Annotated in this window: 18 protein-coding genes and 2 pseudogenes; 12 read left to right on the forward strand and 8 right to left on the reverse strand. The window is 68.9% G+C overall.

What is annotated here, in order from left to right; all coding sequences use genetic code 11:
• Positions 1–42: 42 nt before the first annotated feature.
• The gene (locus tag OHA03_RS31570) at positions 43–2103 is read right to left on the reverse strand and encodes a phosphocholine-specific phospholipase C (protein WP_267007116.1); all 2061 of its coding nucleotides are present in this window, start codon (positions 2101–2103) and stop codon (positions 43–45) included.
• A 617-nt stretch (positions 2104–2720) separates the two neighbouring features.
• A complete protein-coding gene (locus OHA03_RS31575; RefSeq protein WP_267007117.1) occupies positions 2721–3500 on the reverse strand; it encodes a GntR family transcriptional regulator in 780 nt (259 codons plus the stop codon).
• A 234-nt stretch (positions 3501–3734) separates the two neighbouring features.
• Here OHA03_RS31575 and OHA03_RS31580 point away from each other — a divergent pair, with 234 nt between their 5' ends.
• The 5 genes and pseudogenes from OHA03_RS31580 to OHA03_RS31600 all read left to right on the forward strand — a co-directional run.
• Positions 3735–4889 (forward strand): ABC transporter substrate-binding protein, encoded by a 1155-nt coding sequence (locus tag OHA03_RS31580; RefSeq protein ID WP_267007118.1) that lies wholly within the window; start codon positions 3735–3737, stop codon positions 4887–4889.
• Positions 4886–5800, forward strand: coding sequence for an ABC transporter permease subunit (locus OHA03_RS31585; RefSeq protein WP_267007119.1), 915 nt, complete (start codon positions 4886–4888; stop codon positions 5798–5800). Before OHA03_RS31580 ends, OHA03_RS31585 begins: the two co-directional genes overlap by 4 nt.
• Positions 5788–6621, forward strand: coding sequence for an ABC transporter permease (locus tag OHA03_RS31590; RefSeq protein ID WP_267007120.1), 834 nt, complete (start codon positions 5788–5790; stop codon positions 6619–6621). Before OHA03_RS31585 ends, OHA03_RS31590 begins: the two co-directional genes overlap by 13 nt.
• An 8-nt stretch (positions 6622–6629) precedes the next feature.
• Positions 6630–7712 (forward strand): ABC transporter ATP-binding protein, encoded by a 1083-nt coding sequence (locus tag OHA03_RS31595; RefSeq protein WP_267007121.1) that lies wholly within the window; start codon positions 6630–6632, stop codon positions 7710–7712.
• Positions 7713–7816: 104 nt separating this feature from the next.
• Positions 7817–8461, forward strand: a pseudogene (locus OHA03_RS31600) (HAD family hydrolase); the annotation flags it as partial.
• A gap of 340 nt (positions 8462–8801) precedes the next feature.
• On the opposite strand, the gene OHA03_RS31605 reads toward OHA03_RS31600, so the two are convergent.
• Both OHA03_RS31605 and OHA03_RS31610 read right to left on the reverse strand, forming a co-directional pair.
• Positions 8802–9518 carry a CE1759 family FMN reductase gene (locus tag OHA03_RS31605; RefSeq protein WP_267007122.1) on the reverse strand — a complete coding sequence of 239 codons (717 nt, stop codon included), beginning with the start codon at positions 9516–9518 and terminating at the stop codon, positions 8802–8804.
• Positions 9519–9670: 152 nt separating this feature from the next.
• A complete protein-coding gene (locus OHA03_RS31610) occupies positions 9671–10858 on the reverse strand; it encodes a CE1758 family FMN-dependent luciferase-like monooxygenase (RefSeq protein ID WP_267007123.1) in 1188 nt (395 codons plus the stop codon).
• 432 nt (positions 10859–11290) lie between these two features.
• Between OHA03_RS31610 and OHA03_RS31615 the strand changes: the two genes are divergently transcribed.
• Positions 11291–11752: a MarR family winged helix-turn-helix transcriptional regulator gene (locus tag OHA03_RS31615; protein ID WP_267007124.1), complete on the forward strand. Its 462-nt coding sequence runs from the start codon at positions 11291–11293 to the stop codon at positions 11750–11752.
• A gap of 568 nt (positions 11753–12320) precedes the next feature.
• Here OHA03_RS31615 and OHA03_RS31620 read toward each other — a convergent pair.
• Complete coding sequence (locus OHA03_RS31620) at positions 12321–13127, reverse strand: AraC family transcriptional regulator (protein ID WP_267007125.1); 807 nt, start codon at positions 13125–13127, stop codon at positions 12321–12323.
• Positions 13128–13176: 49 nt separating this feature from the next.
• Between OHA03_RS31620 and OHA03_RS31625 the strand changes: the two genes are divergently transcribed.
• Positions 13177–13656: a DUF2000 domain-containing protein gene (locus tag OHA03_RS31625; RefSeq protein ID WP_267007126.1), complete on the forward strand. Its 480-nt coding sequence runs from the start codon at positions 13177–13179 to the stop codon at positions 13654–13656.
• Positions 13657–14121: 465 nt separating this feature from the next.
• Here OHA03_RS31625 and OHA03_RS31630 read toward each other — a convergent pair whose 3' ends face one another.
• Complete coding sequence (locus tag OHA03_RS31630; RefSeq protein WP_267007127.1) at positions 14122–14781, reverse strand: hypothetical protein; 660 nt, start codon at positions 14779–14781, stop codon at positions 14122–14124.
• Positions 14782–15264: 483 nt separating this feature from the next.
• Positions 15265–15729: an SRPBCC family protein gene (locus tag OHA03_RS31635; protein ID WP_267007128.1), complete on the reverse strand. Its 465-nt coding sequence runs from the start codon at positions 15727–15729 to the stop codon at positions 15265–15267.
• Between the two features lie 256 nt (positions 15730–15985).
• Between OHA03_RS31635 and OHA03_RS31640 the strand changes: the two genes are divergently transcribed.
• Both OHA03_RS31640 and OHA03_RS31645 read left to right on the forward strand, forming a co-directional pair.
• Positions 15986–16684, forward strand: coding sequence for an alpha/beta hydrolase (locus tag OHA03_RS31640; protein WP_267007129.1), 699 nt, complete (start codon positions 15986–15988; stop codon positions 16682–16684).
• A 217-nt stretch (positions 16685–16901) separates the two neighbouring features.
• On the forward strand, positions 16902–17642 hold the full coding sequence (locus OHA03_RS31645; RefSeq protein ID WP_323181278.1) for a 2-phosphosulfolactate phosphatase: 741 nt from the start codon (positions 16902–16904) through the stop codon (positions 17640–17642).
• Positions 17643–17807: 165 nt separating this feature from the next.
• On the opposite strand, the gene OHA03_RS31650 is transcribed toward OHA03_RS31645, so the two are convergent.
• Complete coding sequence (locus OHA03_RS31650) at positions 17808–18560, reverse strand: SDR family NAD(P)-dependent oxidoreductase (RefSeq protein ID WP_267007131.1); 753 nt, start codon at positions 18558–18560, stop codon at positions 17808–17810.
• Positions 18561–18621: 61 nt separating this feature from the next.
• Between OHA03_RS31650 and OHA03_RS31655 the strand changes: the two genes are divergently transcribed.
• The 3 genes and pseudogenes from OHA03_RS31655 to OHA03_RS31665 all read left to right on the forward strand — a co-directional run bounded on the left by OHA03_RS31655 (position 18622) and on the right by OHA03_RS31665 (position 20915).
• Entirely contained in the window at positions 18622–18969 is a 348-nt protein-coding gene (locus OHA03_RS31655) for a helix-turn-helix transcriptional regulator (protein WP_267007132.1), read from the forward strand.
• Between the two features lie 791 nt (positions 18970–19760).
• A pseudogene (locus tag OHA03_RS31660) lies at positions 19761–19921 on the forward strand (FAD-binding protein); the annotation flags it as partial.
• Positions 19922–20018: 97 nt separating this feature from the next.
• Entirely contained in the window at positions 20019–20915 is an 897-nt protein-coding gene (locus OHA03_RS31665) for an RNA polymerase sigma-70 factor (RefSeq protein WP_267007133.1), read from the forward strand.
• The last annotated feature ends 175 nt before the right edge of the window (positions 20916–21090 follow it).

Raw genomic sequence — 21090 nt, forward strand, 5'->3', positions numbered from 1 at the left:
GGTCCGGTGGTACCGGGCCGCGGCCGGAACGGACGAGCGGGGTCAGCGGGCGGCGATGGCCGGGTCGCTGGTGCTCGCGTGGCCGCTCTCCACGTGCGCGGCCAGGCGGCGCACAAAGGTGCCGTCGTGGTCGGCGGTCACGGTCAGGTCGTACCAGCCATGGGTGCGCTCGGTCCTGGCCGAGTGCACCACGTGGGCGCCGGGACGCAGCCGGTAGGTGGCCGGCTTGTGCTTGCCGTACTCGTCCTTGATCGTGAGCGTGACGGTGCTGTGGCCGTCGTTGGTCAGGACCAGGCGCACGGCTCCGTCCTTGCCGTCGTGGCGAGCACTGACCTCGGGGCCCGCGGCGGTGACCTCGCCGGCGAACTGGCGCAGGAACCCGTTGGGGCCGTGGACGGTGAAGTCGTAGGCGCCGTGGGAGTTCGCGGAGACGTTCCAGACGCCGGAGAGCGAGTGCCCCGAACCGACGGTGTACGTCCACGGGCCGGAGGCGTGCGTCGCGGAGGTGACCAGGAAGCCGGCGCCGGCCTCGCCGTGGGAGGCGAAGTCGATCCGCAGCGAGCCCGCGGCGCCGACCTTGCCATCGGCCGCGAGGTCGTACGGGATGGGCCGGGCGGGGCGCAGACCGTGCTCCTGGCGGGGCAGCGCACCCTTGGCCGGCGGCGTCGGCACGTAGTCGGGGTGCCGGTCACCGTCCGGCGGCAGGTAGCCGGTGGTGTCGGGCAGCCGCGGCGTGTGGCTGTCCTTGTGCCGGAAGTCGAACGCCGTGGTCAAGTCGCCGCAGACGGCACGGCGCCAGGGGGAGATGTTGGGCTCCGTCACGCCGAAGCGGCGCTCCATGAACTGGATGATCGACGTGTGGTCGAAGGTCTGGGAGCAGACGTAGCCGCCCTTGCTCCACGGCGAGACCACGAACATCGGGACGCGCTGCCCCAGGCCGTACGCCCCCGCCGGGCGACCGCTGTCGCCCGCGTACAGGTCGCCGCTGACGTCGACGGTGGACTTGCCCTGTGCGGCCGAGCCGGCCGGGAAGGGCGGCACGACGTGGTCGAAGAAGCCGTCGTTCTCGTCGTAGGTGATGAACAGCGCCGTCTTGCTCCACACATCGGGGTTGGAGGTGAGCGCGTCCAGAACCTGCGAGATGTACCAGGCGCCGTAGTTGGCGGGCCAGTTCGGGTGCTCGGTGAAGGCCTCGGGCGCGACGATCCACGAGACCTCGGGCAGCTTGCCGGCCTTCACGTCGGCACGGAGGATGTCGAAGAAGCCCTCGCCCTTGCGTGCGTCGGTGCCGGTGCGCGCCTTGTCGTACAGCGGGTCGCCGGGCTTGGCGTTGCGGTACTGGTCGAAGTACAGCAGCGAGTTGTCGCCGTAGTTGCCTCGGTAGGCGTCCCCGATCCAGCCCCAGCCGCCGTTCGCGTCCAGGCCGTCGCCGACGTCCTGGTAGATCTTCCAGGAGACGTCGGCCTTCTCCAGCCGCTCCGGGTACGTGGTCCAGGAGTAGCCCGCCTCGTCGTTGCCGAGGACCGGGCCGCCGCCCTTGCCGTCGTTGCCGGTGTAACCCGTCCACATGTAGTAGCGGTTCGGGTCGGTGGAGCCCATGAACGAGCAGTGGTAGGCGTCGCAGACCGTGAAGGCGTCGGCGAGCGCGTAGTGGAACGGTATGTCCTCACGGGTCAGGTGCGCCATCGTCGTGGCGGACTTGGCCGGGATCCACTTGTCGTACGTGCCCTTGTTGAAGGCGGCCTGGGTGTCGTTCCAGCCGTGCGGCAGGTCCTCCAGGAAGGCCAGGCCGAGGTCCTTGGCGTCGGGGTGGAAGGGCAGGATCTCCTTGGTGCCGTCCGATTGGTGCCAGACCGGCTTGCCGCTCGGCAGCGTCACCGGGTGCGGGTCTCCGAAGCCCCGAACGCCGCGCAGCGTACCGAGGTAGTGGTCGAAGGAGCGGTTCTCCTGCATCAGGACGACGATGTGCTCGATGTCCTTGATGGAGCCCGTCCTGCGGTGCGCGGGGATCTCCGCGGCGCGAGCGATGCTGGTGGACAGGGCGGACAGAGCAGCCGTGCCGCCCGCAAGTTGCATGAACCGTCTGCGGTCAATGGCATTCATGAAGAGCATGTCTCCCGGAAAATCCGTGGGCCGTAAAGAGTGCAGGGGCCAGCATTTCCCAACTTGTTCAAACAAGTGGCGGCGGTGAAGCGAACCATTCGGGAAACCTGTCCCAACCCGGACCGACTCAACCCGGCTCCTGACCAGCAGCAGGCGGACCGAGCCGAACCGTCTCGAACGCCGGGAACACCCCACCAAGGCACGGCTGTTCCCCCCGGCTGCAGCGCGGGAGTTCTCATGCAGCTTCGCTGCGTTGAGCCTTCTTCCTGCCCGGACCGGGCCGGAGCTGCCGACGGAGGTCGTCGAAGTGTCCTCCGCCGTAGGTGCCGCGACGGACAACACGGCGGTCACTTGCGGGGATGTTCTCCTCTGTCGACAGGCGCGGTCGGTGCCGATGAGTCGGGAAAGGTCACCTGCACCACGTCATGCCCTCGGCGGCGAGCCGGTCCATGTGCCGTCGGACGGGCTGGGTGCCGGATGCGCACGCCGGTGGCGCATGCGGGGCGAATTGGCGCGCGAGTCCGATTGCGCGTGCGCGTGCCGGGCGTCGCAGGGCAGGCGGGACGTTACGGTCATGCCTGGGCGCGGAGACCGAGATCCGGTGCGACTTCGGTCCGCTAGTCACTGTCTCTCTTCGTCGCACTCGCAGGTGTCGCGCCCGGGCCGGTCCGACGGGCCAGCGCATTGTTGCCTATCGAGTTGTGGACGCTGAAGCTCACAGCGTCGGAGCGGTACCGGTCGTCGGACCACTCGACGGGGCGGCCCTCACGGGTGGTCGTGACCCGGCGTACCCGCAGCAGCGGACTCGTCCGGCGCACATCCAGCAGCTCGGCGTCCTGCGCGCCCGCCGCGACCGCGTCGATCAGATGCTCGCCGTACGCGAAGACCAACCCCGTGTCCTCGAAGAGCCGTTGCGTCACTGATGCACAGTCCGCCTCGATGCGTTCGACAGCCGGGGCGATCCAGTCCGCGTACACCGTCCGTTCCAGCAGCACCGGTTCCCCGTCCAGGCCGCGCAGCCGCAGTACGTGGAGCACAGGTGCGCCGACCGGCATCTGGAGGCGTACCGAGTCCTGGTCGGTCGTGGGGCGGTACTGCGAGGACACCACCCGGCCCGTCGCCGTACGGCCCATCGCACGTGCCCACTGGGCGAAGCTGCGCAGCTCGGCGAAGCTCTGGTTGCGGCGGCTGGCGAGCACCACGCGCCGCGCGCCCTGCCGGGACCCGATCAGACCCTCCGACGTCAGGGCGGCGACGGCCTGGCGGACGGTGCCGCGCGAGACGCCGTAGCGGGCCGCGAGTTCTGTCTCGGGGAGCAGCCGGCTGCCCACCGCGTACTCCTCGCGGTCGATCGCCCGGCGCAACTCCTCGGCGATCTCCTCATGTCGGGCTGCCATGGTCCCCTCTCGTGCTGTGCGCAGTGTGCAGATGAACCAGCGTAGACGAGACGGGAAGGAGGCCGATCTCCTGGGCGGCATCCGACGAGTGTCCAGAAGAGTGGGGGTCGCAGTTGCCCCTCTGTTCACCGGGACGACATGGACGGCGTGCCTACTGAGGCCAACTTGTTCAAACAAGTTCTCTGTCGAGCCCCAGCGGGAATCTCCGTCCGGGGCGCCACCCCAGGAGAGATCGTGACGTTGCCCCTGTCCAGGATCGCCGTGCTCACCGGCGGCCTCGCCGTCGCCGCACTCAGCCTCAGTGCCTGTGGCGCAGCCACCAGCCAGTCCGCCACCACCCCCGACGGCAAGAAGGCCGCCACCGCAGCGTCCGCGACGGACTTCGGCGGCATGGACGGCCTCGTCGCCGCGGCGAAGAAGGAGGGCACGCTGCACGCCATGGCTCTGCCCCGCGACTGGGCCAACTACGGCGCGCTGATCGACGGCTTCACCAAGAAGTACGGCATCAAGATCGAGGTCGAGAACCCCGACGGCAGCAGCCAGGACGAGATCAACGCGGTCACCTCGCGCAAGGGCCAGGACCGCGCCCCCGACGTGCTGGACCTGGGCAGCTCGTTCGCCCTGAGCGGGGCCCAGCAGGGACTGTTCGCGCCATACAAGGTCGCCTCCTACGACGACATACCGGCTGCGCAGAAGGACCCGCAGGCACGCTGGTACAACGACTACGGCGGCTACGTCTCCATCGGCTGCGACGCCAAGCGCGTCAAGCACTGCCCCACCACCTTCAAGGACCTCCTCAAGCCCGAATACAAGGGTCAGGTCGCGCTCAACGGCAACCCGACCAAGTCCGGCTCCGCGTTCGGCGGCGTCTACGCGGCGGCCCTGGCGAACGGCGGTTCCCTCGACGATATCCAGCCGGGACTGGACTTCTTCGCCGAGCTGAAGAAGAACGGGAACTACACGCCGGTCGAGTCGACCCCGGCCACCGTCGAGAAGGGCGAGACGCCCATCAGCATCGACTGGGACTACCTCAACGCCGGCTATGCCGACGAGTTCAAGAGCAAGGGGGTCGACTGGAAGGTCTCCGTCCCGTCCGACGGCCAGTACGCGCAGTACTACTCGCAGGCCATCACCAAGGACGCGCCGCACCCCGCCGCCGCCCGCCTCTGGCAGGAGTACCTGTACAGCGTCGAGGGCCAGAACCTCTGGCTCAAGGGCTACGCCCGCCCGGCGCTGATGCCTGCCATGGAGAAGGCCGGGACGCTCGACAAGGACGCCGCCGCCAAGCTGCCCGAGGTCTCCGGCGCGGTCACGTTCCCGACCGAGGCCCAGCAGAACAAGGCCAAGGGCGTCATCGCCCAGGGCTGGGGCAAGGCCGTCTCGGGATGACCTCCGGCACGACTGTCACTTCTGCGCCGACCCCCGTCGACGCCGCGCCCGCCGCCGCTCCCTCGGGGCGGCGCCGGAGCGCCGGCTGGCTCGCCGTCGTTCCGTTGCTCGTCTTCGTGGCGATCGCCTTCGGGATCCCGGCCCTGGCCATGCTGAACGGCGCCTTCACCGTCAAGGACCCGGCCACCGGCGCCACGTCCTACACCACCGCCAATCTGACCGCGTCGCTGCACGGCGCCTATCTGACAGCGCTCCTGGGCAGCGTCAAACTGTCCGCCGTCTCGGCGGCCATCGCTGTGCTCCTCGGGCTGCTCCTCGCCCAGGCCGTGGTGGTCTCCCGCTTCCGCGCACTGCGCGAGGCCGTACTCACCGCCTCCGGGGTGCTCGCGAACTTCGGCGGTGTCCCGCTCGCCTTCGCCTTCGTCGCGACGCTCGGCAACTCCGGTGTCCTCACAAGCCACCTGGGCCTCGCCGACGCGGGCTGGACCCTGTACAGCTTCTGGGGCCTGACCCTCACGTACCTCTACTTCCTGATCCCGCTGATGGTCCTCACCATCACGCCCGCGCTCGACGGGCTGCGCTCCCAGTGGCGCGAAGCGGCCCGGAACAACGGCGCCACGCATGTCCAGTACTGGCGGCACGTCGCCCTGCCGGTCCTCGCGCCGTCGCTGCTCGGCGGCCTGGTGCTGCTGTTCGGCAGTGCGTTCGCCGCCTATGCCACCGCCGCCGCGATGGTCGGTAGCTCGGTCCCGCTGGTCACCCTGCAGATTGCCGACGCCATCTCCGGCAATGTCCTGGTCGGCCAGGAGAACGTGGCTCTGGCACTCAGCCTCGACATGGTCCTCGTCGCGGGTCTGGTGATGGCCGTGTACCTGCCCCTGCAACGACGGAGCGCGCGATGGCTCGCCTGAACACCACCTTCCGCCCCGGGCGGGCCGCGGTCCTCGCCGTCGCCGGGCTCTACTTCCTGTTGCCCCTGGCAGCCTCCGTGATCTTCACGGTCGACGTGCCGGGTCAGGGCCTGAACGTCGACGCCTACACGCGGATCCTCGGCACCGACGGCTTCCTGCCCAGCCTGGTGCTCTCCCTCGAACTGGCCGCAGCCACGATCGCCGTCGTTCTGCTGCTGATGGTGCCCGCCATGGTCGCGTTGCGGCTGGGCGCACCCCGGCTGCGGCCCGTGGTCGAGGTCATCTGCTCACTGCCGCTCATCGTTCCGCCGATCGCGTTCGTCGCCGGGATCGGAACGGTCCTCAAGTGGGGTCCCGAGTACCTCTCGACGACGCCGCTCTTCCAGACGTTCGTCGCGCTCCAGAACCCGGACTTCCCGGTCGTGCTCGTCCTCGCATACGTCGTGATGGCACTACCGTTCGTCCACCGTGCCCTCGACGCGGGGCTGCGCGCTGTCGACGTGCGCACGCTCGTCGAGGCCGCCCGCAGCTGCGGCGCGGGCTGGCCGCAGGCCCTCGTCCGCGCGGTGCTGCCGAACCTCCGTGGCGCGCTGCTGAACGCGGCGTTCCTCACCCTGGCGCTCGTGCTGGGCGAGTTCACGGTCGCCCAGCTCCTCGGCTTCCAGCCCTTCGCCGTGTGGATCTACAGCATCGGCGGCTCACAGGCCCAGATGTCCGTCGCCGTGTCCGTGCTCAGCCTGTTCCTGACCTGGGCACTCCTCCTGGCGGTCGCCACCCTCGGCGGCCGCCGCGCCCCCTCCCGTACCGCCTCCCAGGGATGACCTCCACCATGACGATCACCACGCTGGAGAAGGCCGCCACGACCGGCGCCGCAACCGTCGAATTCCGTGGCATGCGCCGCAAGTTCGGCGCGACCGTCGCCCTCGACGGTCTCGACCTGACCGCGCGGCCCGGTGAACTCCTCGCCCTGCTCGGCCCGTCCGGCTGCGGCAAGACCACCGCACTGCGCGTCCTTGCCGGGTTCGAGCACCCGGACTCCGGCGAGGTCCTCGTCGACGGCGAGGACGTGACCCGGGTGCCGGCCCACCGCCGCGACGCCGGGATGGTCTTCCAGTCGTACAGCCTCTTCCCGCACCTCAGCGCGCTCGACAACGTCGCGTTCGGGATGCGTATGCGCAAGGTCCGTACGGCCGAGCGGCGGGCCCGCGCCGCCGAGCTGCTGGAATTGGTAGGCCTCGGGGGAACGGGTGAACGCTTCCCGCACCAGCTTTCCGGCGGGCAGCAGCAGCGCATCGCGCTCGCCCGCGCGCTCGCGCTGCGCCCGCGGGTCCTGCTGCTCGACGAACCGCTGTCCGCTCTCGATGCCAAGGTACGGCTGACGCTCCGCGAGGAGATCCGCCGACTGCAGCAGGAACTCGCCATCACCACACTCTTTGTGACGCATGATCAGGAAGAGGCACTCTCGATGGCCGACCGCGTCGCCGTGATGCGCGCGGGGCGGCTGGAGCAGTGCGCGGCCCCCGCCGAGCTGTACGCGCGGCCCGCCACCGCGTTCGTCGCCGAGTTCGTCGGCACCATGAGCCGGATCCCGGGCGTGCTCGACGCCGAGCGCACGACGGTGGCGGTTCTGGGACGACGGCTGCCCGTGGACGGCGAGCCGGGCGAGGGCAACGACGTGGACGTCCTCGTACGACCCGAAGCCGTCCGGCTCGCCGCGGACGACATGGGCGACGCCAGGGTCGTCGCCACCGCCTTTCTCGGCGCCGTGACCCGCGTCACCGTCCGCCTCGCCGACGGCACCGAGGTCAAGGCAGACCTGCGGACGCACGAGGCGGCGGTACTCGCCGCGGGCTGCGCCGTGACCGTGACGCTCCCGGACCGGCCGGTGCTGGTCGCGGCGCGGCGCCGCTGAGCCCCGACACCCGCCGCATCCGAATGCCCGCAGGACGTCTGCGGGCGCACCGCCCTGCAGTACGTCAGCACCCGTCCCACGTCGACCGGCTGAAAGAGACCTTTGTGAAGCGCCCCCGCACGACCCCCGTCCAGCCACCCCTGCTGGAGGCCGTGCTCTTCGACATGGACGGCACCCTCGTGGACACCGAGCAGCTGTGGTGGGGGGCCGTCGACGAGGTGGCTGCCGGGTTGGGGTACGCGCTCACGGAGGCCGACCAGCCCGATGTGCTGGGCCGCCCCGTGGAGCACACGGCGAAGGCGCTGGGCCGGGCCGCCGGCGCGCCGGTCGACGCGGTCGCCGCTGAGCTCCACCGGGAGTTCGCGGCCCGGGTGCGCGCCGACGTGGTGCCGCGCCCCGGCGCAGTCGAACTGCTCGTGGCGCTGCGCAGCGAGGGCGTCCCCACCGCCCTCGTCACGGCCTCGCCGCGGCACGTCGCCGACACCGTCGTGAAGGCCCTGGAGGCCTTGGGCGCGGGCCGGTTCACCACCACGGTCACCGCCGACGACACGCTCCGCACGAAACCGGACCCCGACCCGTACCTCGCGGCCTGCCAAGCCCTGGGTGTGGCCCCGGCCGCCTGTGTGGCCGTGGAAGACACTCCCACGGGTGTCGCCTCGGCGGAGGCGGCGGGCTGCCACGTCCTCGCGGTCCCGTCCGTCGCACCCATCGAACCGGCGGACCGGCGCACGGTTCTCGCGAGCCTGGAGGAGGCGTCCTTGGGGCTGCTGAGTGCGCTGGTGCGCGCCGGGGTACCGGGGCCGCGGGCGCTCGCCGAGCCGATGCCGGCTCGGGGGACGCGCGTCCCGGGAGGCCCGGCCCGTTGAGGCCGGCGTGGCGGCGTGCTCGGGACCGGCGTGGAAAACGACACCTCCGCACTTGGCCTGGTACATAGTTGACGCGATGCTCCGTCACCAGGCGCTCTCGTGCCCCGGCTCCCGCAGCCCCAGCCGCAGGTCGGTCGGGGCGGCAGGGGCACACGGGCGAGGCTGTCGAGCGTCGCGCAGCGGAGTTCCCGCTCGGCGCCCCGATCGGTGAGTATTCACGCTCTCATGGTGTTCCGCCTGCGGCGAGTCGCATGAGGTCGGTGGTGAAGTCGACATCGTCGGCGCTGTGTTCGGCGCGGGTGGCGTTGCCGCCGAATTGGTGTTGGTAGCCGGTCCAGGCGCCGTCGGCGATCGACCGGCCGACGCCGCTGCGCAGCAGGAGTACGAGTTCGGTGGCGGCGCGTTGGATCCGGTCGCCGAGCGCGGCCTGCCCCCAGTCCTCAGGTGCGGCGAAGAGGGAGGTGGGCACGGGGAGCGCGCGCAGGAAGGCGAACAGGGGCCGGAGTTGCTCGTCGACAACCATGGCGTGCCGGGACGTGCCCGCGGTGGCGGCGAGGATGACCGGTTTGGCGATGAGCAGGTCGTTGTCGAGGATGTCGGCGAAAGACTTGAACAGTCCGCTGATACCCGCCTTGTATACCGGTGTGCTGGCGATGACGGCGTCGGCAGCGGCAAGGCGTGCGAACGCGGTCTTGAGGCGCTCGCCGGGGAATCCGGAGACGATCGCCTGGGCGATGTCGACCGCGAGCGGTCCGAGCTCGATGACGCCGACGGTCGCGGGCCTGTCGGATTCGAGTAGCAGGTCGAGAACCTTTTGCGCTGTGCGATCCGCGAGCAGGCGGGTGGACGAAGGTTCGCTCACACCAGCGCTGACGACGACGAGGCGCAAGGGCTTGTCCGGTTCGGCGGAATCGTGCGGGTTGGAGGTGTTGAGGCTCATGCGGGGGTTACTTTCCTCTTTCTTCGGTGCGGTGGAGGTCGCTGCCAGGTGCCCAGCGGCTTCGAAGTGCGTGTGGCCGAGGTCGCGGAGGACCTCGCCCGGAAGAAGGCCTCCCACACCTGGATCGCGAGTCGAAGGGCTGCCTGCCCTGGTCAGACGGCCGACGGGAAGTGCGCCTGGACGCCCGGGTCGCTGTCCTGGTACGGGGACGCGCCGGAGAGGTTGTCGCCGCGGTTCGGGTTCGGGCGCGGCTGCCGTGGCTCGGCATTGCCGTACTTCTCCGTGACCCGGGTGCTGTGGATGGGTGCGTCGGGCACTCCGGGGGCACGCCTGCCGGCCATCTCCTTGCGGAGCACGGGGACGACCTCGGTTCCGAGCAACTCGACCTGCTCGAGCGCCATCTCGACGGGCAGGCCCATGCCGTCGAGCGCGAAGAGCTGGCGCTGGTAGTCGCCGAAACCCTCCTGGAAAGTGAGGGTCTTGTCGATGACCTCCTGCGGACTGCCGACGCTCAAGGGTGTGCGGGTCATGTAGTCGTCGAGCGAGCTCCCCCGGAAAACCGGGTACTCCTCGAAGTACGGGCGGAAGGTGTTCACGGCATCCTGGGAGCGTCGGGCGATGAACGCCTGCCCGCCGAGACCCACGATTGCTTGTTCCTTCGTGCCGTGCCCGTAGTGCTCGAAACGTGCGCGGTAGAAGTCCACGAGCGGCTTGAAGTGCAGGTTCGGCGCCAGGATGTGATTGGCGAAGTACCCGTTGCCGTAGTAAGCGGCCTGCTCGGCGATCTCGGGCGTGCGGATCGAGCCGTGCCAGACGAAGGGCGGCACATCGTCCAAGGGCCGCGGGGTCGAGGTGAAGCCCTGCAACGGGGTGCGGAAGGTGCCCTCCCAGTCCACGACATCCTCCCGCCAGAGCCGGTGCAACAGGTTGTAGTTCTCCAGAGCGAGAGCCACGCCCTGCCGGATGTCCTTTCCGAACCACGGATAGACCGGCACCGTGTTGCCACGCCCCACCATGAGATCGAGCCGTCCCTTCGCCACGTGCTGGAGCATGGCGTAGTCCTCGGCGATCTTCACCGGGTCATTCGTGGTCATGAGCGTGACCGAGGTGCTGAGGATGATGCGCTCGGTCAGCGCCGCGATGTGTGCCAGCAGGGTGGTGGGCGAGGACGGGACGAAGGGGGGATTGTGGTGCTCGCCGAGCGCGAACACATCCAAGCCGACCTCGTCGGCCCGCTGCGCCACTCGCACCACGTTGCTGATGCGTTCCGCCTCGCTCTGGGTGTAACCAGTGACCGGGTCGGGGGCGATGTCGCCGACCGTGAAGATTCCGAACTGCATACTGTCCGCCTTTCTGCGTCGTCCCTGTGCGAGGACACCCCTCCGCCACCGGGTTGCGGATCGTCTCGCCGTGCGACAGGGGCAGGCCCTGGGCGTCGTGGCTCACGTCACCGAACGTGTCCGGTCCGAGCGTGATCGGGCTGCCCCGACACCGGCGGGCTTCTCGTGTCCCACGGCGGTCGAAAGGGTGGCGCAGCCCCTGAGCCCCGCACCGGCGCCGTTACGCAGGTGCGGGGCATTCTCAGCGGCGCCTCGTGATACCTCGCGTCAGCCGGCGCGCAGCGGACCGAGGGCGTTGCTCCAGGCGACGACCTGGTTTCGGGTGGTGGTGAGGGTGTCGGGTGGGGCTTTTGCGCCTTTGCTTGTATATGTACTTGCCGAGTCAAGTAAAGGTTCTGGTCCTTGCCTTGTCAAGGAGATAGGGTGTGAGGCATGCCCCACGACGAACAGCCCCTGCACCCCTTGGACCAGACCGAGGAAATGCTCGTGCGCGCCCTGGGCAACGTCATGACGGCGCTGCCACGACTGGTGGACGCGGACATGGTCCGTGACGGAGGGCTTCCCCTTTCCGAGTACACCCCCCTCATGTTCCTGTCCGAGGCTCCCCACCGCCGGATGCGGATGAGTGAACTCGCCGCTGCCTGCAACCTCTCGCTCAGCGGAATGACCCGCGTCGTCAACCGCCTCGAAAAGCAGGGACTCATCCAACGAGCCAAGTGCCAGGAAGACCTACGCGGATGGAACGCCGTCCTCACCGAAGACGGCTTCGCCCGTCTGCGGGAAGCCTGGCCCGCCCACCTCGCCAGCGTCCGACGGCACGTCCTCGACAACCTCGTCGGCCACGATCTCGCCGCGCTCGCCGCCGCACTCCAACGCGTGGCGACGGCAACCTGACCCCAGGAACACCCTGACCCGTCGAGGTGGCGATCATCGGGGCGCCCGGGGAAGGCACTCAGGGCACGGCAGGCCCGGCCCGTGGTGCGGTGGGGACTCGGCTCCGACGCGAATTGAGCCTTGCATCCGCCGGGCTGCCCGAGCCTCCCTCAGGCACCACCCCGTAGCACGCACAGGCCGGCGCGGAGCTCGCGGCCGCGGCATCGAGGCGTTCCACGAGGCCGGACGGCCCCTCCACCGCGGCCTTGGCTCAGCCCCCTTCCCGCCAGGGCTGTCCGGGGTCCGTCTTCAAAGATCGTTCGTTGGTGGATCACGGTCGGGAGCATCGACATGAACTCACCGATCAAGGGTGGGAGTTACTCGGGGGCAGGGTCGGTCCCCGGCGCGCGTCGCGGAGCGGATGCTGGGCACCCTCATGGGTTTGTCAGGGGGGCGGCCGTGGTCGGCGAGGCCTTGCTGCGCTCGCTGGTCCCCAGCCCGGAGTCCGAGGCGGAGCCGCGCGGCGTCGGGCTGTCGGTGTGCCTTTCCCGCTGGGGGCGCCGGTGTGGTGCCAAGTGCGGGCGGTCCATCATCGGCGGATGGTCCCGGTTCGGGCGTACCGGCCCGGGGCGATACCCACAACTCTCTTGAAGTGCCGGGTGAGGTGGGACTGGTCGTAGAAGCCGACGGCAGTCGCCACCTCGCCCGCCGGCTGTCCGTCGAGTAGCAGACGGCGGGCCAGGTCGACGCGACGGGACATCACGTACTGGTGCGGGGCGATGCCGAAGGCCCCGCTGAAGGCTCGTACGAGATGCGTGGGGTGGGCGTGTACCAGGCGCGCGGCTTCTTCCAGGGTGATGCCTTCAAGCAGGCGCTCGTCGAGGAGGTCACGCAGACTCCGGGCGACGTGGCGGTCGGGTGCCGCGCCACCGAGGGCCGGCCTGGGGCGCAGATGCTCGCGCAGTCGCTCGCCGATGAAGGCCAGACGGCTCTCCGCCTCGAACTCGTCTCCCCGGGTCGCGAGAATTGTGTGCAGCTGTCCGATGCGTCTGCGCAGCACGGGATCGGTGAGGTCCGGGCCGTCCACCGCCGGCCCGACGAAGCTCTCGTCCAGCTGTGTCGTGTCGAGGTAGAGCACGCGCTTGCGAAATCCGTGAGGCGTGGCCGGCGAGCCGTTGTGCGGGATCTGCGGCGGGAGCAGGCTCACGGTGTCGCTCGGGGTGCCGCGCTCGTGGCGGTCCAGATCGTAGCGGACCGCGCCGTCATCGACGATCAGCAACGTCCAGGCGTCGTGGACGTGCATGGGGTACGCGTGCTCGGTGAAGTGCGCGTGGAAAACCTCCACGACGCCCGCGACCGGGGGGCGCCAAGCGGAAATCTCCTGCCGGGGCATCACGCAAAGAACGTACAAGACGTAGAAGGCGCGGATCGTGGAGTCTCGAAGCATGAGACATGACGATGAGACCGAGGCCGGAACCGGGGTTGGGAACAGGGTGGGGGATGAGAAGGTGCCTGTCCGTTTCGACACCAAGATCGCTGTCCTGCTGCGGGAGGACCTTGAATCCTGGCAGCGGCTGAATGTGACCGCCTTCCTGGTCAGCGGTCTCGGCACGGTGTCACCCGAGGTGATCGGCGAGCCGTACACGGACGCCGACGGCACTGCGTACCTGCCGATGTTCCGGCAGCCCGTACTGGTCTTCGAAGGGACGAAGGAGATGCTGACCGCTGCGCATGGCCGTGCGCTGTCGCGCTCCCTGCCGCGGGCCGTGTTCACCTCAGATCTGTTCAGCACGGGGAACGACCGGGACAACCGAGCGGCTGTACGGGCCGTGGGAAAGGATCACCTCGATCTGGTCGGAATGGCCGTCCACGGGCCACGCAACGCGGTGGACAAGGTACTCAAGGGTGCCCGCATGCACCCCTGAGCGACGTCGGATCCCGGCGATCCCGATCATCGGTACTCGGGCGATCAAGTGCCTTCCGCAGAGAGCGATAACGGCCATCATGAGGATCAGACGCTCGACGGGTCTGGTGGTGACCGCGGAAGGTGACAACGAGCTTGCCGACGGGGCGGCGATCGCAACAGGGCCGCCCCGTCGATGACAGCTGTCCTGCTGCGTGTAATGGACAGCCCCGAGTCCGCCGGCAGCGACGGTGACACCCCTCGTGCTCCGGCACAGCTGCTGAGCTGACACACGTCAGTCGGAACATGGTCCAGAGAGTTGAATCCAAGGATCTCGGTGCCGGCCCGGAGGGCGCGGGCGGCGGTGTGGGGAGACCCACTCCCGCACCGCCGCACGCCGACTTGGCTCTGCACGCCGAGATTCCGGCCGGGGCGCCACCGGACCGCCCCCTGGTGGCGGTGAGATGGGCGGCGCTCCTGAGAGTGCTCAGCCGGCCACTGCCTCCTGCTGGGAGTCGGCCGCAGCAGCCTCCGAAGCAGCCGTCGCTGTGTAGAAGACGGACGATCCCTGCTTGGTGCGCTGAGCCTGGCTCTTGGCGACCAGCCCTTCGAGGGTGGTACGCACAACGGTGGTCTTCACACCGCGGTCAGGGTGGGCATTCGTGAGCGCGGCGGAGATTTCGGTGGCGGAACGCGGCTCGCTCTGCTGCTCCAGGTGACCGCGGATCAGGTTGACGAGGGTCGGCTTGGTGTCTGCCTTGGGTGCCTTCGCGGTCGAGGCCTTGGCGGTCGAGGCCTTGGCGGTCGAGGCCTTCGCGGATGAGGCCTTGGCGGCGCTCTTCTTTGATGCCGTCGCCGTGGCGGCCGCCTTCTTCGGCTTGCTCTGCTGGGGTTCGGCGGTGGCCTGGCGCGGCACGGTCGGCGTGGCCGTGGTGTCTACCTCGTCGGCGGGGCTCGCGCCGCCGAGTGCCTCCTGCATGCTCACCAGAACGGAGTGGTCGTGCTGCAGGGCACCCAACTGCTCCTGCAGCGCCTCGATTTCGGCAGCGAGACGCTCCTGCTCCTTGACGTTGCGCTCAAGGTCGCCCGTCACCTGGGCGATGTACTGCGACGCCAGTCCTGTGGCGTGGACCTGAATTTCAGACATGTCATGGGCCTTTCTGCAGCTCGCGAGTAAGGCGGTGAAAGCACGAACCCGGTCCGCGAGCGGGTGGAGGCAGGTGCCCCGTCTGTGCTGACTGGGACACCCGCAGGACATAACTGCCGCAATGTGCAGCAGTGTCTAGAGATAGTACGCATGAGTAGAGCCCTGATGTGCCAGTCGAGTGATGTCTCACCCTTCCTGTCAGGGTGAGGAACCGACAGATGCGGGGTGGGCGACGACGAGACCGACCGAGGCGCTGTCACTGCTGAACCGCCGTGCGGCGCATTTTGGCCTGCTCGGGAGACAGGTGTCAGGTGACTTCGCCGGTATCGCGGAACACGGGGCAGATGGGACTTGCGATGCATCGGGCACCGGCTATTGAAGGTGTTCGAACGTGGGCCCCATGACAACGATTTCGCGAGACCCTACTGGCATCTCCGGCCGCCTACTGTGATCGGTCCCAGCGTCCTTCAGGCCGCGGGAGGTTCAGCTGCTGCGGCCCTCCACCGCCGTGGCGACGTCGTCGAGGTCCTTCGCGATCGCCTTGCTCACGGCCCGTGCGCCCACGCCGCCCAGGACCTTGGCGAGCAGGCCCGTGAAGCCGCCGGCCGGCACGGCGGTGAATGCCATACGGACCGTCGTTGTGGCCGGGCCGTCCGCCCGCAGCAGCCACTCCGAGACGTAGTGGGTGCCGTGGGACTCGGCCTCCACCACGTAGCGTCTGGGCGGCTCGCTGGCGGTCACCCACATCTCCTCGGTGGCGTCCTTGCCGAACATGCGCCGGGTCTTGCGCCACCGCGTGCCGACGTCAAAGGCTCCGTCTGTGAGAACCTCGGTCTTCGATACGCTGCTGAGCGTCCGCTCCATGCTCCCGAGATCGGTGAGGGCTTCCCACACGGTCCCCTGGGCTGCGGCGATGCGACGCTCGACGACGACTGTCCTGCTGGTCATGAATCCCATGGAACCACCGGGATCCGGCAGCCGCCTGCCGCAGCGGTGCACCGGGGTGCGCCCTGCCGGAGTTCGCGAGGATCTCGTCCGGGGAGGGGACCGCTCGGCCGGATTCAGCGCCCTCACCCGCTGCCGGGGCTCCTGACAGGACGGCGGCACCGCCGACCGGACCGCCTGACGGACCGTTCGTCCGCCCGGTGTTCGCCGTCAGCCGAGTCGGTCGCGACCGCCAGTGGCGTGGCGACAGGATGCTCGCATGCAGCCGATCTTCGTTCTCGTACACAGTCCGTCGGTGGGTCCCTCCACCTGGCACCCGGTGGCGGAGCAGCTGGCCGCCGCGGGATACCAGGTGCGCGTACCGTCCTTGCTGAACGTGGGCGCCGGCGAACCACCGTTCTGGCCCCGGATCGCCAACGCCGTCCGTGACGACCTCCGGGAGATCCCGACGGATCACCCACTCGTGCTGGTGGCACACAGCAACGCGGGTCTCTTCCTCCCATCGATCCGCTCGGGGCTCGACCATCCGGTGTACGGCTCGGTCTTCGTCGATGCCGCCCTACCGGCCCGCACCGGACCGACCTCCGTTGCCCCACCCGAGCTGCTGGAGTTCCTCCGTCCCCTGGCGGTGAACGGCATGCTGCCGCGCTGGACCGACTGGTGGGACGAGGCTGACATCGCGCCGATGTTCTCCGACCCGACGATGCGGCAGAAGGTCATCGCCGAGCAGCCGACGCTTCCGCTCGCCTACTACGAGCAGCGCATCCCCGTCCCCGACGACTGGGACGACCATCCCTGTTCCTACCTGTTGTTCGGCCCCCCATACGACGACATGGCCACCGACGCCCGCGAACGCGGCTGGCGGACCGCACATCTGCCCGGCGCGCACCTTCACCAGATCGTCGACCCCGCCGGCACCGCCCGGCAACTCCTCGAACTCACCACCGGTGAAGCCTGACAGCTACGAGACACCGACCGCCTGCTCGACTGCATTGCCGATCTCAAGTCGACTCCGCCGCCACTTCTGAAACACGCCCAGGTGCAACTCCGCGTCGATCCTGCGGGGGTCTGATCAGGGGGCGGGGCTGTGGATGGCTGCTCCGACGGACGGTTGCCCCCGCTGGTGTCGGTATCTGGGTGCAATGGCATGGTCGTCGGCTATGGACGATTGGTTTGTGCAGACAGGCAGCGGTGCGCGATTCGATTGGGGGCCCGTCGGCGCGCAACGGCTCGCGGCGGATATCGCGTGTCTGGTGGTCGTCGACGTGTTGTCGTTCACGACGTCGGTGACGGTGGCTGTGGAGTCCGGGACGCGAGTCTTCCCTTATGCCTGGCGTGACGAGTCCGCGTCGAAGTTCGCCGATGAGATGGGCGCGCGATTGGCTGTCGGGCGGCGCATGGCCACGTCGGCGTTGCCGTGGTCGCTCTCTCCGGCGGCGCTGAGAAGTGCTCCGTTCACCCCGCGCCTGGTCCTGCCCTCTCCCAACGGTTCCTCGATCGCCGCCGCGGCCGGTGAGTCGATGGTGGTTGCGGGTTGCCTGCGCAACGCGTCAGCGGTGGGCCGTTGGCTCGCCCAGCACGGATACGGAACCCGCGACCGTCCGGTCGCCGTGATCGCCTCGGGCGAGCGATGGCCCGACGGCGGCCTGCGCCCCGCGCTGGAGGATCTGCTCGGCGCCGGAGCGGTCCTCGCGGCACTGCGGAAGCAGTGTGGCGGCCCGCTGTCGCCCGAAGCCGCCGCCGCAGCCGACTGTTTCGAGGCCACGCCGGATGTCATGACCGCGGTCACCAGCAGCGCATCGGGCCGGGAACTCACGGACGGAGGCTTCGCCGGGGACGTGGACATCGCGACCGAACTGGACGTCTGCGACATCGTTCCGATCCTCACCGACGGAGCGTTCACGGCAGCTGGATGACCACGCCTGGCCGGTTTCGACCGGTGTGGCGGTGAGTCAGCTCTTCACCAGGATGGCGGCGAGGCCGACCACGTTCGAGTGCGTCGCGGCGGGGTCGAGGGCACCGAGGCATACTGGTCGGCCGCCTCCGGGGAACATTACCCGCTGCCCGGGTGTGCGCCATGATCAGGTGAGTTCGAGTCCGCCGTCGACCGTGAGCACTTGGCCGGTGAGCCAGGCAGTCTGCGCGTCGGCGAGCCGCAGGATCCACTCGGCCACTTCGTCGGGTTCACCACGGCGACCCAACGGAATGCGTGCTGCCTCGGCATCCTTGAGGTGATCGATTTCCGTGGCGGACAAGCCGGCGCCGGTCAATGCTCCGCTTTCGGTGGGGCCGGGAGCAACCGCGTTGACCCGGATGTTGTCGGGCGCCAGCTCCAGCGCCCAGCTTCGGGTCAGCTGTTCGATCGCAGCCTTCGAGGCACCGTAGTGAGAGGCGTGAGCGATGGGCCTGTGCCCGAATGTGCTGCTGACATTGACGATCACCCCTTGAGAGCTCCGCAGGTACGGAAGGGCGGCGCCGGCCAGAAGGCTCGGAGCGGTGACGTTGGTGGCCAGTACCTGGTTGATGCCTTCAGCGGTCACCTGGCCCAGGGGCATCATGGCGAGGACTCCGGCGTTGTTGACCAGGACGTCGACGCGGCCCCATCGATCGACCGCGGCCTGCACGATCCGTTCGGGTGCACCTGCGGCACTGACGTCGGCACTGAGCGTCTCGATGGCCGGATGGAGATCGGCTGTCTCGCGCAGCGCCTCCGTTCGTCTTCCCACTCCCAGCACCCGCGCTCCCGCCTTCGCGAAGGCCAGTGCGGCAGCGCGCCCGATCCCGGAACCAGCTCCGGTCAGGATCACAACATGGTCGGTAAAACGGCTGGGCATCACTGATACTCCCTATTGTTCGATGTTCATCGAAGATCGAAGATGTCATTAGTATAGGAGCATGAAGAATCAGCATTCGCCGAGCGCGAGCGAGATCACACTGCCTCGTGTGCTGGCCGCACTCAGCGACCCCACTCGGCTTGGCATCGTGCGATTGCTGGCCGATGGCCGCGAACGTGGATGGGGCCAACTGCAGGCACCGGTGGCCAAGTCGACCCTGAGCCACCACCTGAAGGTCCTTCGCGACGCAGGCATCACGCAGACCCGCCAGGAAGGCACCCGCTGCTTCGTGGCCTTGCGTCGCGACGACCTCGACGCCCGGTTTCCACACCTGACGGCGGCGCTGTTGTCCGCAGCCGCAGCCGATGGCATAGGGCAGCACGTCACCGAAACCGAGGCGCACACCTGATCACGTCGCCCGATCCGGAGATCGGCCAGGAGTGCATCGGGCAATCCGGTGCGCCGATGCCACGTGCAGACGACGGGAACGGTCATGGCGTCCGGGGCGAGAGCACATCGTCCGGCGCCCCGCACGGTCCAGATGACCGGCGAGGGCGCCAAGGCCCTCAAGCGGGACATCAATACGCTGTGGATCTACCCCCCGGCCGATGACCCCGAGCAGATCCTCGCCCAGGCAGGCCGCTTCTCCAACCTCTGACAGCGCGGGCGGGCGCGCATGCCGCCCGCCGGTCCTGCAGGATCACTGCCGGCGGCGCGGACGAACGACATCGCGGACAGGCATCGCACTCGCGTGGTGAGTGCGATGCCTGTCTCGTGGCCGGTTGGGCAGTCGGCGCCGGTCCCGCGCGTACCTGTTCCCGTTGTACGGCCATGTGATGTCCGAGGCGTCGGCCAGGGCTGACGACCGGCAAGCATCGGCGAGGCGTCTCCACGACTGTATGCAGCCAGGATCCGATGCCGGCCGAGGCACCGTCCCCATAGCCGGATTCGACGTCATCGGCCAGGTCGGCTGCCTGGAGCTTCTCGGCGAGATGAGTGGGGGGGACCACGTGCGATTGCGCCGGCCGCGCGGCCCTGCGCGGCGGGTGTCGGCAGGGTCCGCAGGTGAGAGCCCTTCCACGACTCATGTAGGCCGTTCGGGTTCTGTGTCGTCGGCTTCGGGAGATCGAGTCACACATCAATGGACTACTCGGTCATAGCTATGGAGGAGCACGTTCTCGAAACGGCCGAGGAGCACTCATGTACACATCCGAACGGCGGGCCGCCGCGTCCGTCCTCGTCATCGGGACGGGAGGATCCGGCCTGCGCGCCACCGTCGAACTCGCCGAACCCAGGGCCGATGCGCTCGCGATGGGCAAGCGGCCGAAGACGGATGCACACACCTCGCTACGGCCGGTGGAACGGGAGGCCATACCTTCGATCCGCGACGACATCGCGGCGCTCATGCGCGAGGTCTCGACCGCCGGCAAACCCGTCGAGTAGCAAGGGCCACGAACCATGTCGTCGAAGAACGATCCAGCGGAAGACGCCGAGAGCCTTCAGGAGGCCGAGGCGGTGTTCCGCGATGTCCGCGGTCGCATGTTCGGGATCGCCTACCGAATGTTGGGCAGCGTCAGCGAGGCGGAAGACATCCTCCAGGAGGTCTGGATCCGCTGGCAGACCTACGACCGGTCCAAGGTGCAGAACCCGCAGGCGTTCCTCGCGACGACCACGACGAGGCTCGCGATCAACGTCCTGCAATCCGCGAGAGTCCGCCGTGAGACCTATGTCGGTCCGTGGCTGCCGGAGCCGGTCGACACCAGCAGTGACCCGGCGCTGGGCGCCGAGCGCGGAGAGGCTCTGGAGGTCGCGGTGCTGATGCTGCTGGAGAAACTGACTCCTACGGAGCGAGCGGCATACGTTCTGCGGCAGGCGTTCGACTACCCGTATGAGCAGATCGCGGAGATCATCGATCAGACGAATGCGAACGTACGCCAGTTGGTGAGCCGGGCGCGGAAGCATCTGGCCACGGAGAAACGTGCGAGTGTCGCGGCTGCCGAGCACCAGCGGTTCCTGACCGCGTTCGTGGCGGCCGCACAGACAGGGAACGTGGCCGCATTGGAGGAGCTGTTCGCACAGGACGTCATCTCGTATTCCGACGGCGGAGGAGCCGTTCGGGCGTCGAAGTTCCCCGTTGTGGGCAGTCACCGTGTGGCGAGGTACATCCACGCGTTCGCCGACACCTTCTGGTCCGGTGTGACGGTGGAGCCGGTCGAGACCAACGGCCGGGCCGCGGTGCGTCTGTACCGTGACGGGAACGTGCTCGCCGTTGTCACGGTGAGCGTGACCGCAGACGGTATCGACCGGGTGCTGTGGATGATGAACCCGTCGAAACTCGCCGCCATGGCCGCCTGAGCCTTCCGTCCGATCCCTCCCACCGGGCACGGATGATCAGCTGGTCCGGCGGAGGGACAAGGGTGCATCGGGGCCACGCAGCGGCTGTGCGGCGCCCTTTCCCGCCACTTCTGCGAGCACCGCGTCCGCCCCGGCAACCGACGTGGGCCGGCGGCCGTCGTCCGACGACCCGGCA

It is taken from the genome of Streptomyces sp. NBC_00154 (assembly GCF_026342835.1).
Taxonomy (GTDB): Bacteria; Actinomycetota; Actinomycetes; order Streptomycetales; family Streptomycetaceae; genus Streptomyces.

Excerpts from the sequence above, each read along its gene's own strand:
- OHA03_RS31630 (WP_267007127.1), bottom strand. The coding sequence starts at position 14,781 with ATGTCTGAAATTCAGGTCCACGCCACAGGACTGGCGTCGCAGTACATC.
- OHA03_RS31615 (WP_267007124.1), top strand. The coding sequence starts at position 11,291 with ATGCCCCACGACGAACAGCCCCTGCACCCCTTGGACCAGACCGAGGAA.
- OHA03_RS31585 (WP_267007119.1), top strand. The coding sequence starts at position 4,886 with ATGACCTCCGGCACGACTGTCACTTCTGCGCCGACCCCCGTCGACGCC.
- OHA03_RS31650 (WP_267007131.1), bottom strand. The coding sequence starts at position 18,560 with ATGCCCAGCCGTTTTACCGACCATGTTGTGATCCTGACCGGAGCTGGT.
- OHA03_RS31570 (WP_267007116.1), bottom strand. The coding sequence starts at position 2,103 with ATGAATGCCATTGACCGCAGACGGTTCATGCAACTTGCGGGCGGCACG.
- OHA03_RS31655 (WP_267007132.1), top strand. The coding sequence starts at position 18,622 with ATGAAGAATCAGCATTCGCCGAGCGCGAGCGAGATCACACTGCCTCGT.
- OHA03_RS31635 (WP_267007128.1), bottom strand. The coding sequence starts at position 15,729 with ATGACCAGCAGGACAGTCGTCGTCGAGCGTCGCATCGCCGCAGCCCAG.
- OHA03_RS31595 (WP_267007121.1), top strand. The coding sequence starts at position 6,630 with ATGACGATCACCACGCTGGAGAAGGCCGCCACGACCGGCGCCGCAACC.
- OHA03_RS31640 (WP_267007129.1), top strand. The coding sequence starts at position 15,986 with ATGCAGCCGATCTTCGTTCTCGTACACAGTCCGTCGGTGGGTCCCTCC.
- OHA03_RS31575 (WP_267007117.1), bottom strand. The coding sequence starts at position 3,500 with ATGGCAGCCCGACATGAGGAGATCGCCGAGGAGTTGCGCCGGGCGATC.
- OHA03_RS31610 (WP_267007123.1), bottom strand. The coding sequence starts at position 10,858 with ATGCAGTTCGGAATCTTCACGGTCGGCGACATCGCCCCCGACCCGGTC.
- OHA03_RS31590 (WP_267007120.1), top strand. The coding sequence starts at position 5,788 with ATGGCTCGCCTGAACACCACCTTCCGCCCCGGGCGGGCCGCGGTCCTC.
- OHA03_RS31605 (WP_267007122.1), bottom strand. The coding sequence starts at position 9,518 with ATGAGCCTCAACACCTCCAACCCGCACGATTCCGCCGAACCGGACAAG.
- OHA03_RS31665 (WP_267007133.1), top strand. The coding sequence starts at position 20,019 with ATGTCGTCGAAGAACGATCCAGCGGAAGACGCCGAGAGCCTTCAGGAG.
- OHA03_RS31625 (WP_267007126.1), top strand. The coding sequence starts at position 13,177 with ATGAGACATGACGATGAGACCGAGGCCGGAACCGGGGTTGGGAACAGG.